Genomic DNA, 15,897 nt, shown 5'->3' on the forward strand with positions numbered 1-15,897 from the left:
GGCGTCACCAGCGCAACTTGCGGCGCGCCAGCACGTGCGCAAGGCGATCGACGAGGGCGCGTGCTTCGGCTTCCGGCAGGCACGCAACGCGCAATGGCGTCGACGATCCCGCCCCCGCCGTATCCAGCCACACCGACGCCGTGCCCCACGGCCGGTCGAACGGCGAGCGCGACAGCGACAAGGCCTGCAACTTGTCGAGTTCGGCGAAGCGCCAGTGCTTCGACCACCAGCCGCCGCGCACGGCGACGATGCGGTCGTTGATCGCGTAGGCCGAATGCGAGGCGTGCTTGCGCGCCACGAACGCGGCCCACGGGAGCCAGAGCAGCACGAGCAGGCCGATGGGCCCGACGTTCCAGGTCAGGGCCGTCGCGATCGCGATCGGGATGAAGACGCCCGGCAGGAACGCGCGCACCCACGTACTCCAATGCGTGCCATGCCAGTCGAGCTGGCCCCAGCCCGCGTCCGGCGGCAACAGGTGTTCGATCAGGGCATCGCACTTCTCGGGCGTCGCGATGGGCGCGAGTTCGCGGAAGGCGCGCTGGCGTCGCTGGCCGTGTTCGCTGGTGCCCGCGCCGGCGGTGTCCACTTTCAACGTGCGTCGATGCAGCAAGCGATGCAGCAGGCCTTCCTGCATCGTCCACGCCTGCAGGCGGCGGCGCGATGCACTGCTGCGCGTGCGCGCGAGCAGGCCGCGTTCCACCGTGAGGCGCGGGCCGTCTTCGCTCAGGCGGAAGCCGTAGTACTGCAGCAGCGCCGAGCCGATCGACAGCATGCGCAGCAACGCGATGAGCACGACCGCCAGCGACACGAGGGCGAGCGCGTACGTCGGCGCACCGAAGTGATGCGCATCGGCGAAGCCGAACAGGCTGCGCACCCAGGATTCGAAGAGGTTCTCGAGCAGGCGCGGGCTGAACTGCATCGACGCGGCGTACGCGCCGGCGAGCAGCAGCAGGCCGCGGTTGGAGATCAGGCCGTAGCGCAGGACCTCGCGCACATCCATGGCGAGCAGCGTGGTCGGTGCGGGCGCAGTGGCTTCGACGTTCGCGGCTTCCGTCGATTGCGTGGCGCCGCGATGGCGCACCAGGCGTTCCAGCGCGAGCGCATCGTCCAGGCGCAGGACGCGCATGCTCGCTTCGGGCTTGTCGCCGCCGGCCGATTCCAGCCGCACTTCCGCCACGCCGAACACGCGATGCAGCATCGACTGCTCGACGACGACGTTATGGATGCGCGCGAACGGAATCTCGCGCCGCTGGCGATTGAGCCAACCGCTGCGGATCGTCAGGCCGTCGGTGCCGACCTGCCAGCGATACGTCAGGTATTGCAGCGCCGAGGTGAGCGTGAGGATGCCGACGCCGATCAGCGGCCACAGTTCGTCGCGGTCGCCCTTGAAGAAAAACGTGGCGATGAGCGGCAGGATGAACTGCCGCATCTGGTGCAGCAGCACGAACAGCCACGACCACGGATGCAGGCGCCGCGATTCAGAGGGCGTCATCGGTTTCGAGCTGGCGTGCGAGGCGGTCGCGGAGGACTTCAGCGTCGTCGGCGTCCAGGCCCGTCACCGACACGGCGCTCATCTTGCTGCCCGCGGTGTGGATGACGAGCGTGGCGAGCTTCCAGTGGCGTTCGAACGGGCCGTGCCTGAGGTCCAGGTGCTGCACGCGCGAGGCGGGCACGCGGGTTTCGCGATGGAACAGGCGTCCGCTGCGATAGCCGAAGCCGTCCTCGTCCAGCCGCCACGCCCGGGAGCGGAAGCGTTTCGCGCCGAGCCACGCACCGAGGCCCGCGCCGATGACCAGCGCGCCGAGCACGGCGGGAATCATCGGGACGTAGTGCGTCGAGGCCGACACGATTGCGACGGGAACGGCGAGCGCCAATCCCATCGTGGCGTGCGAGAGCATGAAGAGCGAACGTGCGCGCGGCGGCAGCGGGCGCCAGTCGGCGAGGACGGGGTGCGCTGCGGGATCTGCTTCGGGCACGGCGTCGGTCATGGCGGGGCTTGTCGTTTGAGCGCGTCGCGTTGCGCCCGCGCAGGGTAGCAGTCGGGCCAGTACGGATTGCCGAGCGTCGAGCCGGGCGCAGGGATCGAAAAGCGCTTGTAGGTCCACTGGTATTGCGCAGGGTCGCGGCGCGCGACGCGTTCCACCGCGGCGTTGAGGGCCGCGACGCCGTCGGCGGCATCGGGCACCGGTTCGAAGCGCAACGCGAACAGCGGGCCGTCGTCGGATTCGGCGATGCGCTCGCAATATCCCAGCAACACGATCGCGCCGGTGCGCTGCGCGAGGCGCGTCAGCAACGTCATCGTCAATGCGGGAATGCCGAAGAACGGCGCGAACTCCCCATCGCCCGCCTTCGGTTGCTGGTCCGGCAGGATCCCGATCACGCCGCCGCCCTGCAGCAGCTTGAACAACTGGCGGATCGCGGGGCCTTCGGCGCGCACCTGCGTCACGCGATCGGCATCGCCGTGCGCGGCGCGCACGCGGCGCAGGAAGCCTTCGCCGATGCGCGATTCCGGCGGTGCATAGAGGATCGCCAGCGGCGTGCGCGCAGCGAGCCACTGGTTGAGCAATTCCCAGCTGCCGTAATGCGGCGCGGCGACGATGACGCCCTTGCCGGACGCGATCGCCGCATCGAACAGGTCCACGCCGTGTGATTCGCGGATCGCGGCGAGGTTCTTCGCATGCGGGCGCGTCCAGAAGCGCAGGGTTTCGAAGAGTTGTCGCGCGGTCGTGCGCAGCACCCGGGCGCGCAGGCCTTCGCGCTGGCCGGGCAGCTGGTCGGGATAGGCGAGTTCGAGGTTGCGCCGCACCACCTTGCCCATGCGGCCCTGCCCCCGCGCCTGCAGGGCGGCGAAGGCATCGGCGCACCCGCGCAGCAGCGGCCACGGCAGGCGGGCAACGGTGGTGGCGAGGAAATGGAGGAAGCGCGCGGCAAGGTCGGTCACCGGCGGAGTCTAGCGTTGCGTGACGCCGGGACCGGGGACCAGGGACCGGGGACCAACAGCAAGCGCCGCGCCTGGTCCCTGGTCCCCGGTCCCTGGTCCCGGCTTCTGCTAGCGTTTTGCGGCCACACATCGAGACCCCGACATGCTCGTCCTGATCCAGCGCGTCACCGCCGCGAGCGTGGAAGTCGAGGGCCAGGTGGTGGGCGCCATCGATGGCGGCCTGCTGGCTCTGGTCGGCATGGAGCCCGGCGACACCGACGCCCAGATCGCCCGCATGGCCGATCGGCTCCTGGGCTACCGGGTGTTCGACGACGGGGAAGGCCGGATGAACCGCTCGGTGACCGATACCGGCGGCGGGCTGCTGCTGGTCAGCCAGTTCACCCTGGCGGCCGATACCCGGTCCGGGATGCGCCCCGGCTTCAGCACGGCCGCCGCGCCTTCGGACGCTGAACCCGGCTTCAACCGCTTGCTGGCAATCTGCCGCGAAAAGCATGCGGGCAGGGTGGAAAGCGGCCGGTTCGGGGCCCATATGACCGTTCGATTGGTGAACGACGGACCGGTCACCTTCCTCCTCCGGCCCTGACCCGATCGTTCGAACCCGTCATCGTCAGGACGGAATCGACACCCCCGGGCGTATAATGCCGGGTTCTTTCAAACCCTCATCATGGTGGCGCACCTACATGGCAACCGAACGCCAGGCCCCCCAGTCCGACATCAAGCAGCTGATCAGCAAGGGCCTGGAACAGGGTTACCTGACCTACGCCGAAGTCAACGATCACCTGCCCGACGACGTCGTCGATCCCGAACAGATCGAAGACATCATCGGCATGATCAACGGCATGGGCATCGAGGTGCACGAAGTTGCGCCCGACGCTGAAACCCTGCTCCTCGCCGGCTCGTCCGGCGGCGGCCGCGAAGTCGACGACACCGCGGCCGAAGAAGCCGCCGCCGCGCTCACCGCGCTGGATTCCGAAGGCGGCCGCACCACCGACCCCGTGCGCATGTACATGCGCGAGATGGGCACGGTCGAGCTGCTGACGCGCGAAGGCGAAATCGCCATCGCCAAGCGCATCGAGGAAGGCCTCAACCAGATGCTCGGCGCACTGGCGAGCTTCCCGTGGTCCATCCAGCTGCTGCTGGAGGAATACGACCTGCACAAGGGCGGCAAGAAGCGCCTGGCGGAAATCGTCGCGGGCTTCAACGACATCGAGGAACCCGTGCCGGAAATCCCGGCCGTGGCCGAAGTGGCCGACGACGCCGCCGAGACCGAAGAAGAAGAAGTCGAGGAAGCCGCCGCCGAGGAAGCCGAAGAAACCGGCCCCACCGGCCCGGACCCGGCCGAAGTGCTGCGCCGCATGGACAACATGGCCGCGCTGTACCAGAAGTTCCAGAAGTCGTACGCGAAGAACGGCCCCGTCGCCAAGCCGGTCGCCAAGCTGCGCGAGGAGATGGCCGAGGTCTTCATGACCTTCAAGCTCCCGCTGCCGCTCACCGACACGCTGGTGCGCAAGCTGCGCGACGTCGTGGGCGAGATCAAGGACCACGAGCGCCGCATCCTCGACCTCGCCACGCGCGTGGCGAAGATGCCCCGCAAGGATTTCCTGCGCGCCTGGGAAGGCAACCAGACCAACCTGGGCTGGGTGGATGAAGTCCTCAAGCGCAAGCAGAAGTGGTCGTCGGGCCTGCGCGACGTCAAGGACCAGATCGTCGCCGAGCAGGAAGCCACGATCGCCGTGGAATCCGCGTTGTACCTGACGCTGGCCGACATCAAGGACATCAGCCGCACGATGGCCTACGGCGAAGCCAAGGCGCGCAAGGCGAAGAAGGAAATGGTGGAGGCCAACCTGCGCCTCGTGATCTCCATCGCCAAGAAGTACACCAACCGCGGCCTGCAGTTCCTCGACCTCATCCAGGAAGGCAACATCGGCCTGATGAAGGCGGTGGACAAGTTCGAATATCGCCGCGGCTACAAGTTCTCCACGTATGCCACCTGGTGGATCCGCCAGGCCATCACGCGTTCGATCGCCGACCAGGCGCGCACCATCCGCATCCCGGTGCACATGATCGAGACGATCAACAAGCTCAACCGCATTTCCCGCCAGATGCTCCAGCAGTTCGGCCGCGAGGCCACGCCGGAGGAGCTTGCGAAGGAAATGGACATGCCGGAAGACAAGATCCGGAAGGTCATGAAGATCGCCAAGGAACCGATCTCGATGGAGACGCCGATCGGCGACGACGAGGATTCGCACCTCGGCGATTTCATCGAAGACACCAACGTCGAGTCCCCGATCGAATCCACCACCAACATCAACCTGTCGGAAACCGTGCGCGACGTCCTCGCCGGCCTGACCCCGCGGGAAGCCAAGGTGCTGCGCATGCGCTTCGGCATCGACATGAATACCGACCACACCCTCGAGGAAGTCGGCAAGCAGTTCGACGTCACCCGCGAGCGCATCCGCCAGATCGAAGCCAAGGCCCTGCGCAAGCTGCGCCACCCGAGCCGTTCGGAGCAGCTGCGGAGCTTCCTCGACATCGATTGATCGAGGCCGCACGCAACACCCGGAAAAGCCCCGCCAACGCGGGGCTTTTTCTTTGCGCCGCGATTCGGCGTATCGTGCGCGGCGTGCCCGGACCCCACCAGCACCCATCCGCCGATCCCGGGGCTCCGGGTTGGCTCGCATTGCTGCGGCGGCACCTGGCCGCGGTGATCGCCATCAAGCTGGCGCTGATCGCGCTGCTGTTCTTCCTCTTCTTCTCCGCCGCGCACCGGCCTTCGCCCGGTCCCGACGACGTGTCCGACCTCCTCCACTTGCCGAGTTGACGCCCATGCCCGACTTCCATGTCGTGGATCTCTCACGCCTGCAGTTCGCCGTCACCGCGCTGTACCACTTCCTGTTCGTGCCGCTCACGCTGGGCCTGGCGCTGATGATGGCGATCATGGAAAGCGTGTACGTCATGACCGGGCGCGCGATCTGGAAGCAGATGACGAAGTTCTGGGGCGTGCTGTTCGGCATCAACTTCGCGATGGGCGTGGCGACCGGCATCACGATGGAGTTCCAGTTCGGCACCAACTGGGCGTACTACTCGCACTACGTCGGCGACATCTTCGGCGCGCCGCTGGCGATCGAAGGGCTGATGGCGTTCTTCCTCGAAAGCACGTTCGTCGGCCTGTTCTTCCTCGGCTGGAACAAGCTCTCGAAGCTGCAGCACCTGGTCGTGACGTGGCTGACGGCCCTGGGCGCCAACCTGTCGGCGCTGTGGATCCTGATAGCCAACGGCTGGATGCAGAACCCGGTCGGCGCGAAGTTCAACTTCGAAACCATGCGCATGGAAGTCACCGACTTCCCGGCGGTGCTGTTCAACCCGGTGGCGCAGGCGAAGTTCGTGCACACGGTGAGCGCGGGCTACGTGACCGGCGCGATGTTCGTGCTCTCGATCAGCGCGTGGTACCTGCTGCGCGGGCGCAACATCGAGTTCGCGAAGCGCTCGCTCACGGTGGCGGCGAGCTTCGGGCTGGCGTCGGCGTTGTCGGTGGTCGTGCTCGGCGACGAGAGCGGTTACACCGCGTCGGAAAACCAGAAGATGAAAGTCGCCGCGATCGAAGCCGAGTGGCACACGCACGAAGCGCCGGCCTCGTTCACCGTCATCGGCGTGCCGAGCATGGAACGGCGCGAGACGTCCCCGGCGCTCCGCGTGCCGTGGGCGCTGGGATTGATCGCAACACGTTCGCTCGATGAGGAAGTGCCCGGCATCCACGAACTGGTGGAAGCCAATCGGCAACGCATCCGCAACGGCATCGCCGCGTATTCGGCGTTGCAGGCGGTGCGCGTGGATCCGAAGAACCCGGAGAAACGCGCCGCCTTCGAGGCGCTGCAAGGCGACCTCGGCTTCGGCCTGCTGGCCTTGCGCTACGTGAGCGATCCATCGAAAGCCGACGAATCGGTGATCGAACGCGCCGCGTGGAGCACGGTGCCGAACGTGCCCGTGCTGTTCTTCTCGTTCCGCATCATGGTCGCGCTGGGGTTGTTCTTCATCGGCCTGTTCGGCTACGCGTTCTACCTGGCGAGCACGCGCAAGCTCGACAAACCCTGGTTCCTGCGCATCGCGCTCTGGAGCCTGCCGCTGCCGTGGATCGCGATCGAACTGGGCTGGATCGTCGCCGAATACGGGCGCCAGCCTTGGGCGATCGACGGCGTGCTGCCCACCTTCCTCGGCGTGTCGTCCACCAGCTCGGGGCAGGTGATGGGCAGCCTGATCGGCTTCGTCGTGCTGTACACGGGCCTGGCGATCTTCGACGTCATGTTGATGCGACGCACGATCATGGCCGGACCCGACGGATTGTCGATGTGGCCGCTGCCGCATCGCCGCACGCCCACCCTGCCGCACGCCTGAGGAGTCGGTCATGTTCGACTACGAAACCCTGCGACTGATGTGGTGGCTGCTGCTGGGCGTGTTGCTGGCGGGCTTCGCCGTCACCGACGGCTACGACCTTGGCGTCGGCGCGATCCTGCGATTGATCGCGCGCGACGACGTCGAGCGGCGCATGGCGATCGAAGCGATCGAGCCGCACTGGGAAGGCCACCAGGTGTGGTTCGTGCTGGGCGGCGGCGCGGTATTCGCGGCGTGGCCCCTGTTGTACGGGGCCGCGTTCTCCGGCTTCTATTTCGCGATGTTGCTGGTGTTGCTCGCGTTGATCCTGCGTCCCGTGGGCTTCGCGTTCCGGAACAAGCTGACGTCGCTGCAATGGCGCGGCGCGTGGGACTGGGCGCTCACGATCGCGGGGGCGGTGCCGTCGCTGGTGTTCGGCGTGGCGTTCGGCAACCTGTTCCTCGGCGTGCCGTTCCATTACACCGACTCGCTGCGCTCGGTGTACGACGGCAGCTTCATCGGGTTGTTCCATCCGTTCGCGTTGCTGTGCGGCGTGTTGAGCCTGTCGATGCTGGTGGCGCATGGCGGGACGTTTGCCGCGATGAAGATCGAGGATCCGGTCGGCGCACGCGCGCAGCGGATCGCACGCATCGCGGCGATCGTGGCGCTCGTCGCCTTCATCGGCTGCGGGCTGTGGCTGACGTCGCTGCCCGGGCACGTGCTCGCGAGCGTGGTGGATGGCAACGGGCCGTCGAATCCGCTTCACAAGCAGGTGAGCGTGGTCGCCGGCGGATGGATGACCGGCGCGGGCCGCTTGCCGTGGGCGTGGCCCGCCGCGGTGATCGCGGGCCTCGGCCTCGTCGGCGTCGTCGTGTTGCGCGCGCGTCGTCTCGCATTCGTGGCGAGCGCGATCGCGGTGGCAGCGATCGTGTTCACCGGCGGCTTCGCGTTGTTCCCGTTCCTGCTGCCGTCCGCCACCGATCCCTCGCAAGGCCTGACGGTGTGGGATGCGTCGTCGAGCAAGAGCACGCTGGGCACGATGTTGTTCGCCACCGTCGTGTTGCTGCCGCTGGTGCTGGCGTACAGCACGTGGGCGTTCCGGGTGATGCGCGGGCAGGTCACGCGCGCGCATGTCGAAGAGTCCGAGGAGGGTTACTGAGATGTGGTATTTCACCTGGATCCTGGGATTGGCGTTCGCCAGCGCGTTCGCGATCCTCAATGCCATGTGGTACGAAATCCACGACGACAGGACGCGCGACGACGCGCCACCGCACCGGGAGCGTTGATGGCGAAGGCGGTGTCGCTGGTCCTGGCGTTCGCGGCAGTCGCGGCGTTGCTGGTGTTGCCTGCGATGCGGGGGCGCGAACTCACGTCGGCGGAACATGGACTGCTGACGCCGACGTTGTTCCTGGTATGCGCGTTGGTCGTCCACGGGATCGGGTATCTGCCGGATCGGGCGTGGGTCCGGCGGATCGTGTCGCCGTGGGTGCTGTGGCCCCTTGCCGGGGTGTTGTGCCTGGCCTGGTGGCGAATAGGCTGACGTCGCAACCACGGCTAAGATGCGCGTCGCGACGGGCCTATAGCTCAATGGTTAGAGCAGAGGACTCATAATCCTTTGGTTCCAGGTTCGAGTCCTGGTGGGCCCACAATCTGCAGACCCTTAATGCACCCATTCGCTGGTGCAAAGTGTGATCCATCGTGTCTCACGGATTCCCTTGCGACGTACCAGCAACCTCGCGACCACTCGAAGAATTGCTCAAGCTCAAGCGCGTCTCAAAGCATTTCAGCCGTTCTATCGAATCAGGGCTACCTCGGCTAGCCCGTCCAGCCGCGCCTTGGTTCGCTTCCAATTGGGCAGGTGTCGGTCAAGTAGTCGATAGAACGCTGGTCCATGGTTGTGCTCCCTGAGGTGAGTCAGCTCGTGGAGCAGCACATAGTCGATGCATTCTCGAGGCACGCGCACTAGGCCCACGTTGAGGGAAATGCGTCCTTGGGGAGAACAACTACCCCACTGCCTGCTCATGCGCCTGATCGACAGCGGTGGAATCGCCTTCACCCATCTCAGGCGCTCTGACATCATCGCCAGACGTGTCGGCAGGAACTCTTTTGCCCTGGCTTGGAACCACTGCTCGAGTTCGTGTCTTACGGTCTCCGGAGACCTGTTGCTCACGGCCACCTCCAGGTAGCCGGCCCGAAGGCGAACCTGGTTTCCGCCTTGGGCGCTTACGACCTTAAGGCGATAGCGGCGGCCCAAGTAAACCGCGGTCTCTCCGCTGACGTACTCGCGCGGGGTGACCACTAGCTGGCGATTTTCGACTTCCACCATCCGTCGGTGGATCCAAGCCAATCGGCGCGCTACTGCCAAGCGGATGTCAGGGTCGGCCGCCTGCAGGGGGGCATCGACCACCACGCGCCCGTCCGGTTCGACATGGATAGCGATGCTGCGCTTCACGCGTTGCTTCGAACGCCGAACCTCACAGCGAATGCGACTGTCGCCGTAAGGAAGTACCAAGCGGGTGCTGGTCTGCGCCTCCTTCATGCGCGGCTGAGCCCGATCCGGGTGATTTGCACCACCTGCTCCACCACGGCGCGGGCATGATCAAGCCCGATCAACTGGAACAGCCTGGGCAGCAGATTCTTACGGATCGCGGACTCGATGCTCTGCGGATTAAGGGAGTTCTCGGCGACTGCGTCACGGACGACGGTGTCGATCTCCAGCGAGAGATCAGTCAGACTGGCGCGCTCGGCCTCAGACATGGCGCCAATCTTTTCGTCGCCAAGCTCAAGACGGATAGCGCCGTAGTAGGCCTTGGCCTGCCGATTGGTCTCCAGACCATTCGGTATCCCGGGTACCTGCAAGGCTTCCAGGCGATCCTCGAATTTCTTGAACAGGGCGTATTGCTTCAGCGGGTGATCGAACATCGCTTCGGCTTCAGCGATCGCTTGGCGTAGCAGTTCACCGAACACCTTCTGTGCGTAGGGATCGCCAGCGAGATCCTGCTCGATGGTCTTGCGGATACGCGTCCGGATCAGATCGGTCTCGTTGCGAGTCTTTTCCTCGGTCCAGCCCTCTGGATCCTCGGGCTTGCCCAACTCATGCACCAGGTACACGCCTTCCGGTTCCCGAACTTCGGTACCGATGACCTGCTTGTCGACCAGTCGCCGGATCTGTTCTTCATAGACGCTGTAGTCGACCGTCTCCATGGCATCTTGCCGGGCGATCCGACGAAGGCTGGAGAAGAAGCGCAGATCGTCTTTGTACCGACGAATGGTTGTCTCGGAGAAGCTAGCGTCCTCGAAGAAGCCGCGCGACGACAGGGCCATCTGCAGGCACAGGCCGAACTCGGTCAAGGCTATGGAGAAGTCATCGCGCAGCTTCTGGCGCTCGTCGTACTCCTCGCCGTCCTCGCCTGTGACGAAGCGGGGACTCAGGACCTGTCGGTACTGCTCGAGATCCTTGCGGTTGGAAACGCCCTTAAAGTAGGACCAGACGCGGTCATGCAGGCCCGGAAGGCGCTTGTACTCGGTGCTGATGGATTGATAGAGCCCTTCGAGATCGGCCAGATCGAAGCCGGCCTGGGTCTGGGCTTCCAGGTCTTGGTATGCCCGAACGGCCGTGTCGAGCTCCGGGAGAATGCCGCGGTAATCCACCAGGACGCCATAGCGCTTGGCATCATGCAGTCGGTTGACCCGAGCAACGGCTTGGATCAGGTTGTGGCCCTTCAAGGGCTTGTCGATGTAGAGAACCGTGTTGCGCGGTTCGTCGAAGCCGGTGAGCAGTTTGTCGACGACGATCAGGAGGTCGGGCGCGTCGTCGCTGCCGAAGTCTCGGATGACGTCCTTCTCATAGCCCTCCGGGTCAAGCTTGCGGTCGATGATGTTCTGCTTCCACCACCGCTGCACCTCGGGCAATGATTCCTCGTCCACCTCGGTGTTGCCCTCTCGGGTGTCGGGTGGAGAGATGACGACCGCAGTACTGACGAGTCCGGTTTCGTCGAGCGCCCGCTTGTAGCGGATGGCGTCTAGTTTGCTGTCGGTGGCAATCTGCCCCTTCAGTCCCATGCCGAGTTGCTTGATGTTCTCGTTGAAATGCGTGGCGATGTCCCAGGCGATCAACTCGATGCGGTTCGCCGCGCCGTAGATGGCGCGCTTGCTGGCGAACTTCTTCTTGAGATCTGAACTCTGCGCGTCGGACAGACCGGCAGTGATCTTGTCGAACCAACGGTTAACTGCCGCCTCGTTGATGTCGAGCTCGGGTACGCGCTCTTCGTACAGAAGCGGCGCGACGGTCTCGTCCTCGACCGCGCGCTGCATCGAGTAAGCGTGGACGATGGGGCCAAACTTGTTGGCGGTCTTTTCGTCCTTGAGTAGCGGCGTGCCGGTGAATGCAAGATACGCGGCCTTGGGCAGAGCCCTCCGCATGCGCTCGTGGGTCTCGCCGCCGTGGCTGCGATGACCCTCGTCCACCAGCACGATCAGGTCAGCCGATTCATTGCGGCACTCGGGCAGCTTCGATGCAGTGTTGAACTTCTGCACCAGTGAGAACGTGATTCGTTCGGTTCCATGGCCGATACGGCGGGCCAAGTCGCGCCCGGTCGTCGCCTTGCTGCGCTCGCCTTCCTTCTTTGTGGCGATGGCTGAGCCGAACGCCCCGCCGCTGATGAAATTGCGCGACAACTGCGTCTCCAGGTCGACGCGGTCGGTCACCACGACGACGCGGCACTCCTTCAGAGCCGTATCCAGCAGCAACGCCTTGGTCAGGAAAACCATGGTGAAGCTTTTGCCTGAGCCGGTGGTGTGCCAGAGCACGCCGCCCTCTCGACCTCCATCTGGGCGGATCTGGCTGATCCGCGCCAGCAGCGCGCGGATGCCGAAGAACTGCTGATAGCGCGCGACGACCTTGCCGACCTTGCGGTCGAACAGAACGAAGCAGCGCAGGTACTCGAGGAGCCTCGCGCGAGTCAACAGGCCCACCAGCAGGCGGTCTTGGTCGGTAGGCAGCAAGGGTTGGGACCACAGTGACTCACAGTAGCCGCGCACCCGGCCCGGCTTATCGCGGAGTATTGCGTCCAGGGTGCTGCTCGGTAGGGTGTAGTTCTTGATTGCCGTGAGGTGTGCTTCGTCGAACTCCTCTTCGCGCCAACGCGCCCAAAACTTGGCTGGCGTATGGGTGGTGCCGTAGCGTCCGTCGGTCAGGCTGATCGAGAGCAGTAGCTGCGCGTAGGCGAACAGTTGTGGAATCTCGTCCTGGCGCTGGTTGCGTAGGTGCTGGCTGATGCCCTCGGTCACCATGGCCTTGCCAGCGTGACCGGACTCGGGGCGCTTGGCTTCGATCACTACGAGTGGCAGGCCATTGACGTAGCAGACGATGTCCGGCGTGCGGTGGTGCGTGCCCTGGGTGGACAGCACCTCGCATTCCTCGGTGACGTCCCACAGGTTGGTGGCGGGGTCGGTCCAGTCGATCACCGGAATAGTCGGCAGATGCTTTTTGCCGTCCGGCATGAACTCGGTGACTGTGATACCAAGAATCAGCAATTGGTACAGGCGCTCGTTCGCTACCAGCAGCCCCTCGCCCAACGGCAGGGCGGACAGCTCGCGGACCATTTGATCGATCGCGCTGGGCGAGAGCGGGTACTGCTCGCCCTTGTATTCGAAGCGGCGCGCCTTCAGTGCCTCGATCAGCCGCGGCTTTAAAAGAACGTCTCGAGTGCTGCCGCGCAGGGCTAGGCAGTCGGCGGCGCCCAAATACCGCCAGCCGAGGTTGGCCAGCAGGTGCAGCGCGGGGATCTGCGCGCTGGCCTGCTCGCGCGTGTCGGGAGCGCTGTCGTTCATGCAGGCTGTGCCTCCGTGGGAAGCGGCACGCGTACGCGACGCTTGCCGGTGAGGAGTTGCTGCATCAACGCCGCCTTTTCAACTTTAAGTCTTTCGATGCTCAGTTCAAGTTCTCGGACGGTCGCGCTCGCTGTATCAAGAATGTCCGCAATGCGTTTTTGCTCCGACATGGGCGGTACAGGAACGGTCATGCTCATGAAATCTGTCGGGCGAATGTTGAGCAATCCATTATTTCGAACGCCTGTGTTGACCAAAGATCCAAGCTGGTCATGAAGATAGTCGGACTCGAACAGGTATTTGTAGAACGGGCGAAAGCAAGCACGTTCGTCCATTACGAAACAAATATAGACGTGAGGAACGAGCCCTTGCTTGAAGCCATCAAGAGGGTAGATACAGCCAAATTCGTAGGTCTTGGAGTTCCCTTTGTTATAGGCGAACTCACCCTGCTGCAGAAGGATGTAGCTCTCCAAGCTCTTTCCCGCCATAAACCGGCTATACATCTCACTTTGAGGAATAAAGCCTGTGGCGGCAGAAATCATCAGCACCGGGTTGTCGCTACCATCTGACGCGCGTTGAACCCGTGTGGCGATCTCGTCCAGTCGCTCTGATTTCCACCCATCCGATCTGCGCACAAATTGTTCGATCAGTGCTTTTTTCTGCTTTTTGCTATTGGAAAGCAAGAGCTCGGAAGTGGCGATCGCGGAATCCCACGTCGTCAGAATTTCCGCGATTCGCTCTTGTTCCCAAATAGAAGGCGCGGTAATTGCTAGCTTTTTGAAGTAAGGCAGTCCGATCGTCTTGATTGTGGACCCCACCGCAACGCGTTCGAATTCCGGCTTTCTCCTTTGCAGCCAGTGATACAGATACCAGTTGTGGATGTCCTTTGACTTGGAGCAATCCCACGCGATGAAATGCTGGCTCACAGCCATCGATGACGCAAGGACACCGCTCTTTCCAACACCCGCGTCTCGCGAGAGAACGACAGTGCCTTCTGGCAACAAAACAGCCGAAGAATTCTTGATGCCTTCTTCGGAAATCTCCTTGTTAGTTTCGTAAATTAGGCCTTTGTCCAGGCGCGATGAGTCGGCAAGAGACACCCATTTGATCCCGCCGTTCCAGTACGCGGGGGACTCCTTGTCCGGTGTGTGGCCGCTTTTGCGCCTGGCAACAGTTTCGAGCAAGAGACTGCGCCAACCTTCAGGAAGTATTCTTGCCTCCTGATCTTTGCGCAGCGGCGCCCGGTCACTCATAGCCGAGTTCCTTCAGGTAGCCGGCCATCCGCTCCTCCAGCCTAGTTAACTCGGCCTTGAGCTGCGAGCGCTCGCGGCGCACAGCCATCAGGTCGATCTCCTTCTCTTCCTCGAACGTGTCGACGTAGCGCGGGATGTTGAGGTTGTAGTCGTTCTCCGCGACCTCGTCTGAACTCGCAAGGTAGGCGTACTTATCGACGCTCTTACGCGCCTCAACGGTGTGAAGGATTCGCTGCAGGTCCGTCTCGCGCAGGAAGTTCTGGTTCTTGCCGTCTTGGTAGTCGTGGCTTGCGTCGATAAACAGCACGTTGTCGTCCGCTTTCTTCTTGCGGAAAACCAGGATAGCGGCGGGAATGCCGGTGCCGTAAAACAGCTTCTCCGGCAGGCCGATCACTATGTCGAGAAGGTTTTCGTCGATCAGCTGCTTGCGGATACGGCCTTCGGCGGCGCCGCGGAACAGCACACCGTGCGGCACGACCACGGCCATGCGGCCGCTACGCGGCTTCATGGTTTCTATCATGTGCAGGATGAAGGCGTAGTCGCCCTTGGTCCGCGGCGGCACGCCGCGACGGAAACGACCGAACGGGTCGGCATCGGCAGCTTCGTGGCCCCACTTCTCCAGCGAGAAAGGGGGATTGGCTACGACGATGTCGAAGTGCTTCAGGCCGTTTGCGCCGTCGAGCAACTTGGGATTGCGGATGGTGTCGCCCCACTCGATGCGGTGGTTGTCCTCGCCGTGGAGGAACATGTTCATTTTAGCCAGCGCCCAGGTGCTGCCGATCGCCTCCTGCCCATGGAGCGAATACTTGCGGGAGCCCGTGCGCTCGCGGACCAGGCGGCCACATTTCATCAGCAATGAGCCGGAGCCACACGCGGGATCGCAGATCTCGTCGCCCTCCTGAGGTGTCATCAGCCGCGCCATCAGGGTGGAAACTTCGGGCGGGGTGTAGAACTCGCCGGCCTTCTTGCCGCTGGTGGAAGCGAAATTCTTGATCAGGAACTCATATGCGTTGCCGATGATGTCCAGCTGGCCGACGCGACTGGGTCGAAGGTTGAGCTCGGGCTTGGCGAAGTCCTCCAGCAGGTGGCGAAGGATGTCGTTCTTCTGCTGCTCCTCACCGAGCTTGTTGGAGTTGAAGCTGATGTCCTGGAAAACGTCACGCAGCTTGCCGATGTTGGCGTCCTCGATGGCGTGCAGCGCCTTGTCGATGCGCTCGCCGTTTCCGGGGCTGTGGCGCTTGTCGTAAAGCGCGTAGAAGTTGGCGCTGGCTGGCAGGACAAAGCGCTCGTTCTTGAGCATCTCCTCGATCAGCTCCGGGTGGTCGCCGTACTGCGCCTTGTATTCGTCGTAATGGTCCTGCCAGACGTCGGATACATATTTGAGGAACAGCATCGTCAGGACGTAGTCCTTATAGATGCTGGGGTCCACCGTCCCGCGGAAGGTGTCGCATGCGGACCAGACGGCGGCGTTGATGGTGTCCTGGGTGAGGTCGGTCGTGTTCATTC

Annotated in this window: 14 protein-coding genes and 1 tRNA gene; 8 read left to right on the forward strand and 7 right to left on the reverse strand. The window is 63.8% G+C overall.

Translation table 11 applies throughout. The features are described 5' to 3' along the window. Window positions 1-4: 4 nt before the first annotated feature. The 3 genes from LYSHEL_RS05400 to LYSHEL_RS05410 are packed head-to-tail and all read right to left on the reverse strand — an operon-like array spanning window position 5 to window position 2,941. Window positions 5-1,492: a PH domain-containing protein gene (locus tag LYSHEL_RS05400; RefSeq protein WP_213436450.1), complete on the reverse strand. Its 1,488-nt coding sequence runs from the start codon at window positions 1,490-1,492 to the stop codon at window positions 5-7. Next, window positions 1,479-1,988, reverse strand: a complete 510-nt coding sequence (locus LYSHEL_RS05405) for a PH domain-containing protein (protein ID WP_213436452.1) — start codon at window positions 1,986-1,988, stop codon at window positions 1,479-1,481. The genes LYSHEL_RS05400 and LYSHEL_RS05405 overlap by 14 nt, the downstream gene beginning before the upstream one ends. Beyond that, window positions 1,985-2,941, reverse strand: coding sequence for a lauroyl acyltransferase (locus LYSHEL_RS05410; RefSeq protein WP_213436454.1), 957 nt, complete (start codon window positions 2,939-2,941; stop codon window positions 1,985-1,987). The genes LYSHEL_RS05405 and LYSHEL_RS05410 overlap by 4 nt, the downstream gene beginning before the upstream one ends. A gap of 142 nt (window positions 2,942-3,083) precedes the next feature. On the opposite strand from LYSHEL_RS05410, the gene dtd reads away from it, so the two are divergent. The 8 genes from dtd to LYSHEL_RS05450 all read left to right on the forward strand — a co-directional run bounded on the left by dtd (window position 3,084) and on the right by LYSHEL_RS05450 (window position 8,955). Further along, entirely contained in the window at window positions 3,084-3,524 is a 441-nt protein-coding gene (gene dtd / locus LYSHEL_RS05415) for a D-aminoacyl-tRNA deacylase (RefSeq protein ID WP_213436456.1), read from the forward strand. Between the two features lie 97 nt (window positions 3,525-3,621). Continuing rightward, window positions 3,622-5,481: an RNA polymerase sigma factor RpoD gene (gene rpoD, locus LYSHEL_RS05420; RefSeq protein WP_213436458.1), complete on the forward strand. Its 1,860-nt coding sequence runs from the start codon at window positions 3,622-3,624 to the stop codon at window positions 5,479-5,481. Next, on the forward strand, window positions 5,478-5,762 hold the full coding sequence (gene cydP / locus LYSHEL_RS05425; protein ID WP_213436460.1) for a cytochrome oxidase putative small subunit CydP: 285 nt from the start codon (window positions 5,478-5,480) through the stop codon (window positions 5,760-5,762). Before rpoD ends, cydP begins: the two co-directional genes overlap by 4 nt. Window positions 5,763-5,767: 5 nt before the next feature. After that, window positions 5,768-7,333, forward strand: a complete 1,566-nt coding sequence (locus tag LYSHEL_RS05430; RefSeq protein ID WP_213436462.1) for a cytochrome ubiquinol oxidase subunit I — start codon at window positions 5,768-5,770, stop codon at window positions 7,331-7,333. Window positions 7,334-7,343: 10 nt separating this feature from the next. After that, on the forward strand, window positions 7,344-8,468 hold the full coding sequence (gene cydB, locus LYSHEL_RS05435; RefSeq protein ID WP_213436464.1) for a cytochrome d ubiquinol oxidase subunit II: 1,125 nt from the start codon (window positions 7,344-7,346) through the stop codon (window positions 8,466-8,468). 1 nt (window position 8,469) lies between these two features. After that, window positions 8,470-8,595 carry a cytochrome bd-I oxidase subunit CydX gene (gene cydX / locus LYSHEL_RS05440; protein WP_213436466.1) on the forward strand — a complete coding sequence of 42 codons (126 nt, stop codon included), beginning with the start codon at window positions 8,470-8,472 and terminating at the stop codon, window positions 8,593-8,595. Then, window positions 8,595-8,849: a cyd operon YbgE family protein gene (locus tag LYSHEL_RS05445; protein WP_213436468.1), complete on the forward strand. Its 255-nt coding sequence runs from the start codon at window positions 8,595-8,597 to the stop codon at window positions 8,847-8,849. Before cydX ends, LYSHEL_RS05445 begins: the two co-directional genes overlap by 1 nt. Before the next feature lie 33 nt (window positions 8,850-8,882). Beyond that, window positions 8,883-8,955, forward strand: a tRNA-Ile gene (locus LYSHEL_RS05450). Window positions 8,956-9,101: 146 nt separating this feature from the next. Here LYSHEL_RS05450 and LYSHEL_RS05455 read toward each other — a convergent pair. From LYSHEL_RS05455 to LYSHEL_RS05470, 4 genes are all read right to left on the reverse strand, one after another. Continuing rightward, entirely contained in the window at window positions 9,102-9,761 is a 660-nt protein-coding gene (locus tag LYSHEL_RS05455; RefSeq protein ID WP_244858673.1) for a YgjP family zinc-dependent metalloprotease, read from the reverse strand. Between the two features lie 83 nt (window positions 9,762-9,844). Further along, the gene (locus LYSHEL_RS05460) at window positions 9,845-13,141 is read right to left on the reverse strand and encodes a type I restriction endonuclease subunit R (RefSeq protein ID WP_213436472.1); all 3,297 of its coding nucleotides are present in this window, start codon (window positions 13,139-13,141) and stop codon (window positions 9,845-9,847) included. After that, window positions 13,138-14,391, reverse strand: a complete 1,254-nt coding sequence (locus tag LYSHEL_RS05465) for a restriction endonuclease subunit S (protein WP_213436474.1) — start codon at window positions 14,389-14,391, stop codon at window positions 13,138-13,140. Before LYSHEL_RS05465 ends, LYSHEL_RS05460 begins: the two co-directional genes overlap by 4 nt. Then, window positions 14,384-15,895, reverse strand: coding sequence for a type I restriction-modification system subunit M (locus LYSHEL_RS05470; RefSeq protein ID WP_213436476.1), 1,512 nt, complete (start codon window positions 15,893-15,895; stop codon window positions 14,384-14,386). The genes LYSHEL_RS05465 and LYSHEL_RS05470 overlap by 8 nt, the downstream gene beginning before the upstream one ends. Between the last annotated feature and the right edge of the window lie 2 nt (window positions 15,896-15,897).

This window comes from Lysobacter helvus, from assembly GCF_018406645.1.
In the GTDB taxonomy this organism is placed as follows: domain Bacteria; phylum Pseudomonadota; class Gammaproteobacteria; order Xanthomonadales; family Xanthomonadaceae; genus Noviluteimonas; species Noviluteimonas caseinilytica.

Coding starts and splice junctions, on each gene's coding strand:
- LYSHEL_RS05430 (WP_213436462.1), top strand. CDS start 5,768: ATGCCCGACTTCCATGTCGTGGATCTCTCACGCCTGCAGTTCGCCGTC.
- LYSHEL_RS05460 (WP_213436472.1), bottom strand. CDS start 13,141: ATGAACGACAGCGCTCCCGACACGCGCGAGCAGGCCAGCGCGCAGATC.
- LYSHEL_RS05400 (WP_213436450.1), bottom strand. CDS start 1,492: ATGACGCCCTCTGAATCGCGGCGCCTGCATCCGTGGTCGTGGCTGTTC.
- LYSHEL_RS05470 (WP_213436476.1), bottom strand. CDS start 15,895: ATGAACACGACCGACCTCACCCAGGACACCATCAACGCCGCCGTCTGG.
- LYSHEL_RS05445 (WP_213436468.1), top strand. CDS start 8,595: ATGGCGAAGGCGGTGTCGCTGGTCCTGGCGTTCGCGGCAGTCGCGGCG.
- rpoD (WP_213436458.1), top strand. CDS start 3,622: ATGGCAACCGAACGCCAGGCCCCCCAGTCCGACATCAAGCAGCTGATC.
- cydB (WP_213436464.1), top strand. CDS start 7,344: ATGTTCGACTACGAAACCCTGCGACTGATGTGGTGGCTGCTGCTGGGC.
- LYSHEL_RS05405 (WP_213436452.1), bottom strand. CDS start 1,988: ATGACCGACGCCGTGCCCGAAGCAGATCCCGCAGCGCACCCCGTCCTC.
- dtd (WP_213436456.1), top strand. CDS start 3,084: ATGCTCGTCCTGATCCAGCGCGTCACCGCCGCGAGCGTGGAAGTCGAG.
- LYSHEL_RS05465 (WP_213436474.1), bottom strand. CDS start 14,391: ATGAGTGACCGGGCGCCGCTGCGCAAAGATCAGGAGGCAAGAATACTT.
- cydX (WP_213436466.1), top strand. CDS start 8,470: ATGTGGTATTTCACCTGGATCCTGGGATTGGCGTTCGCCAGCGCGTTC.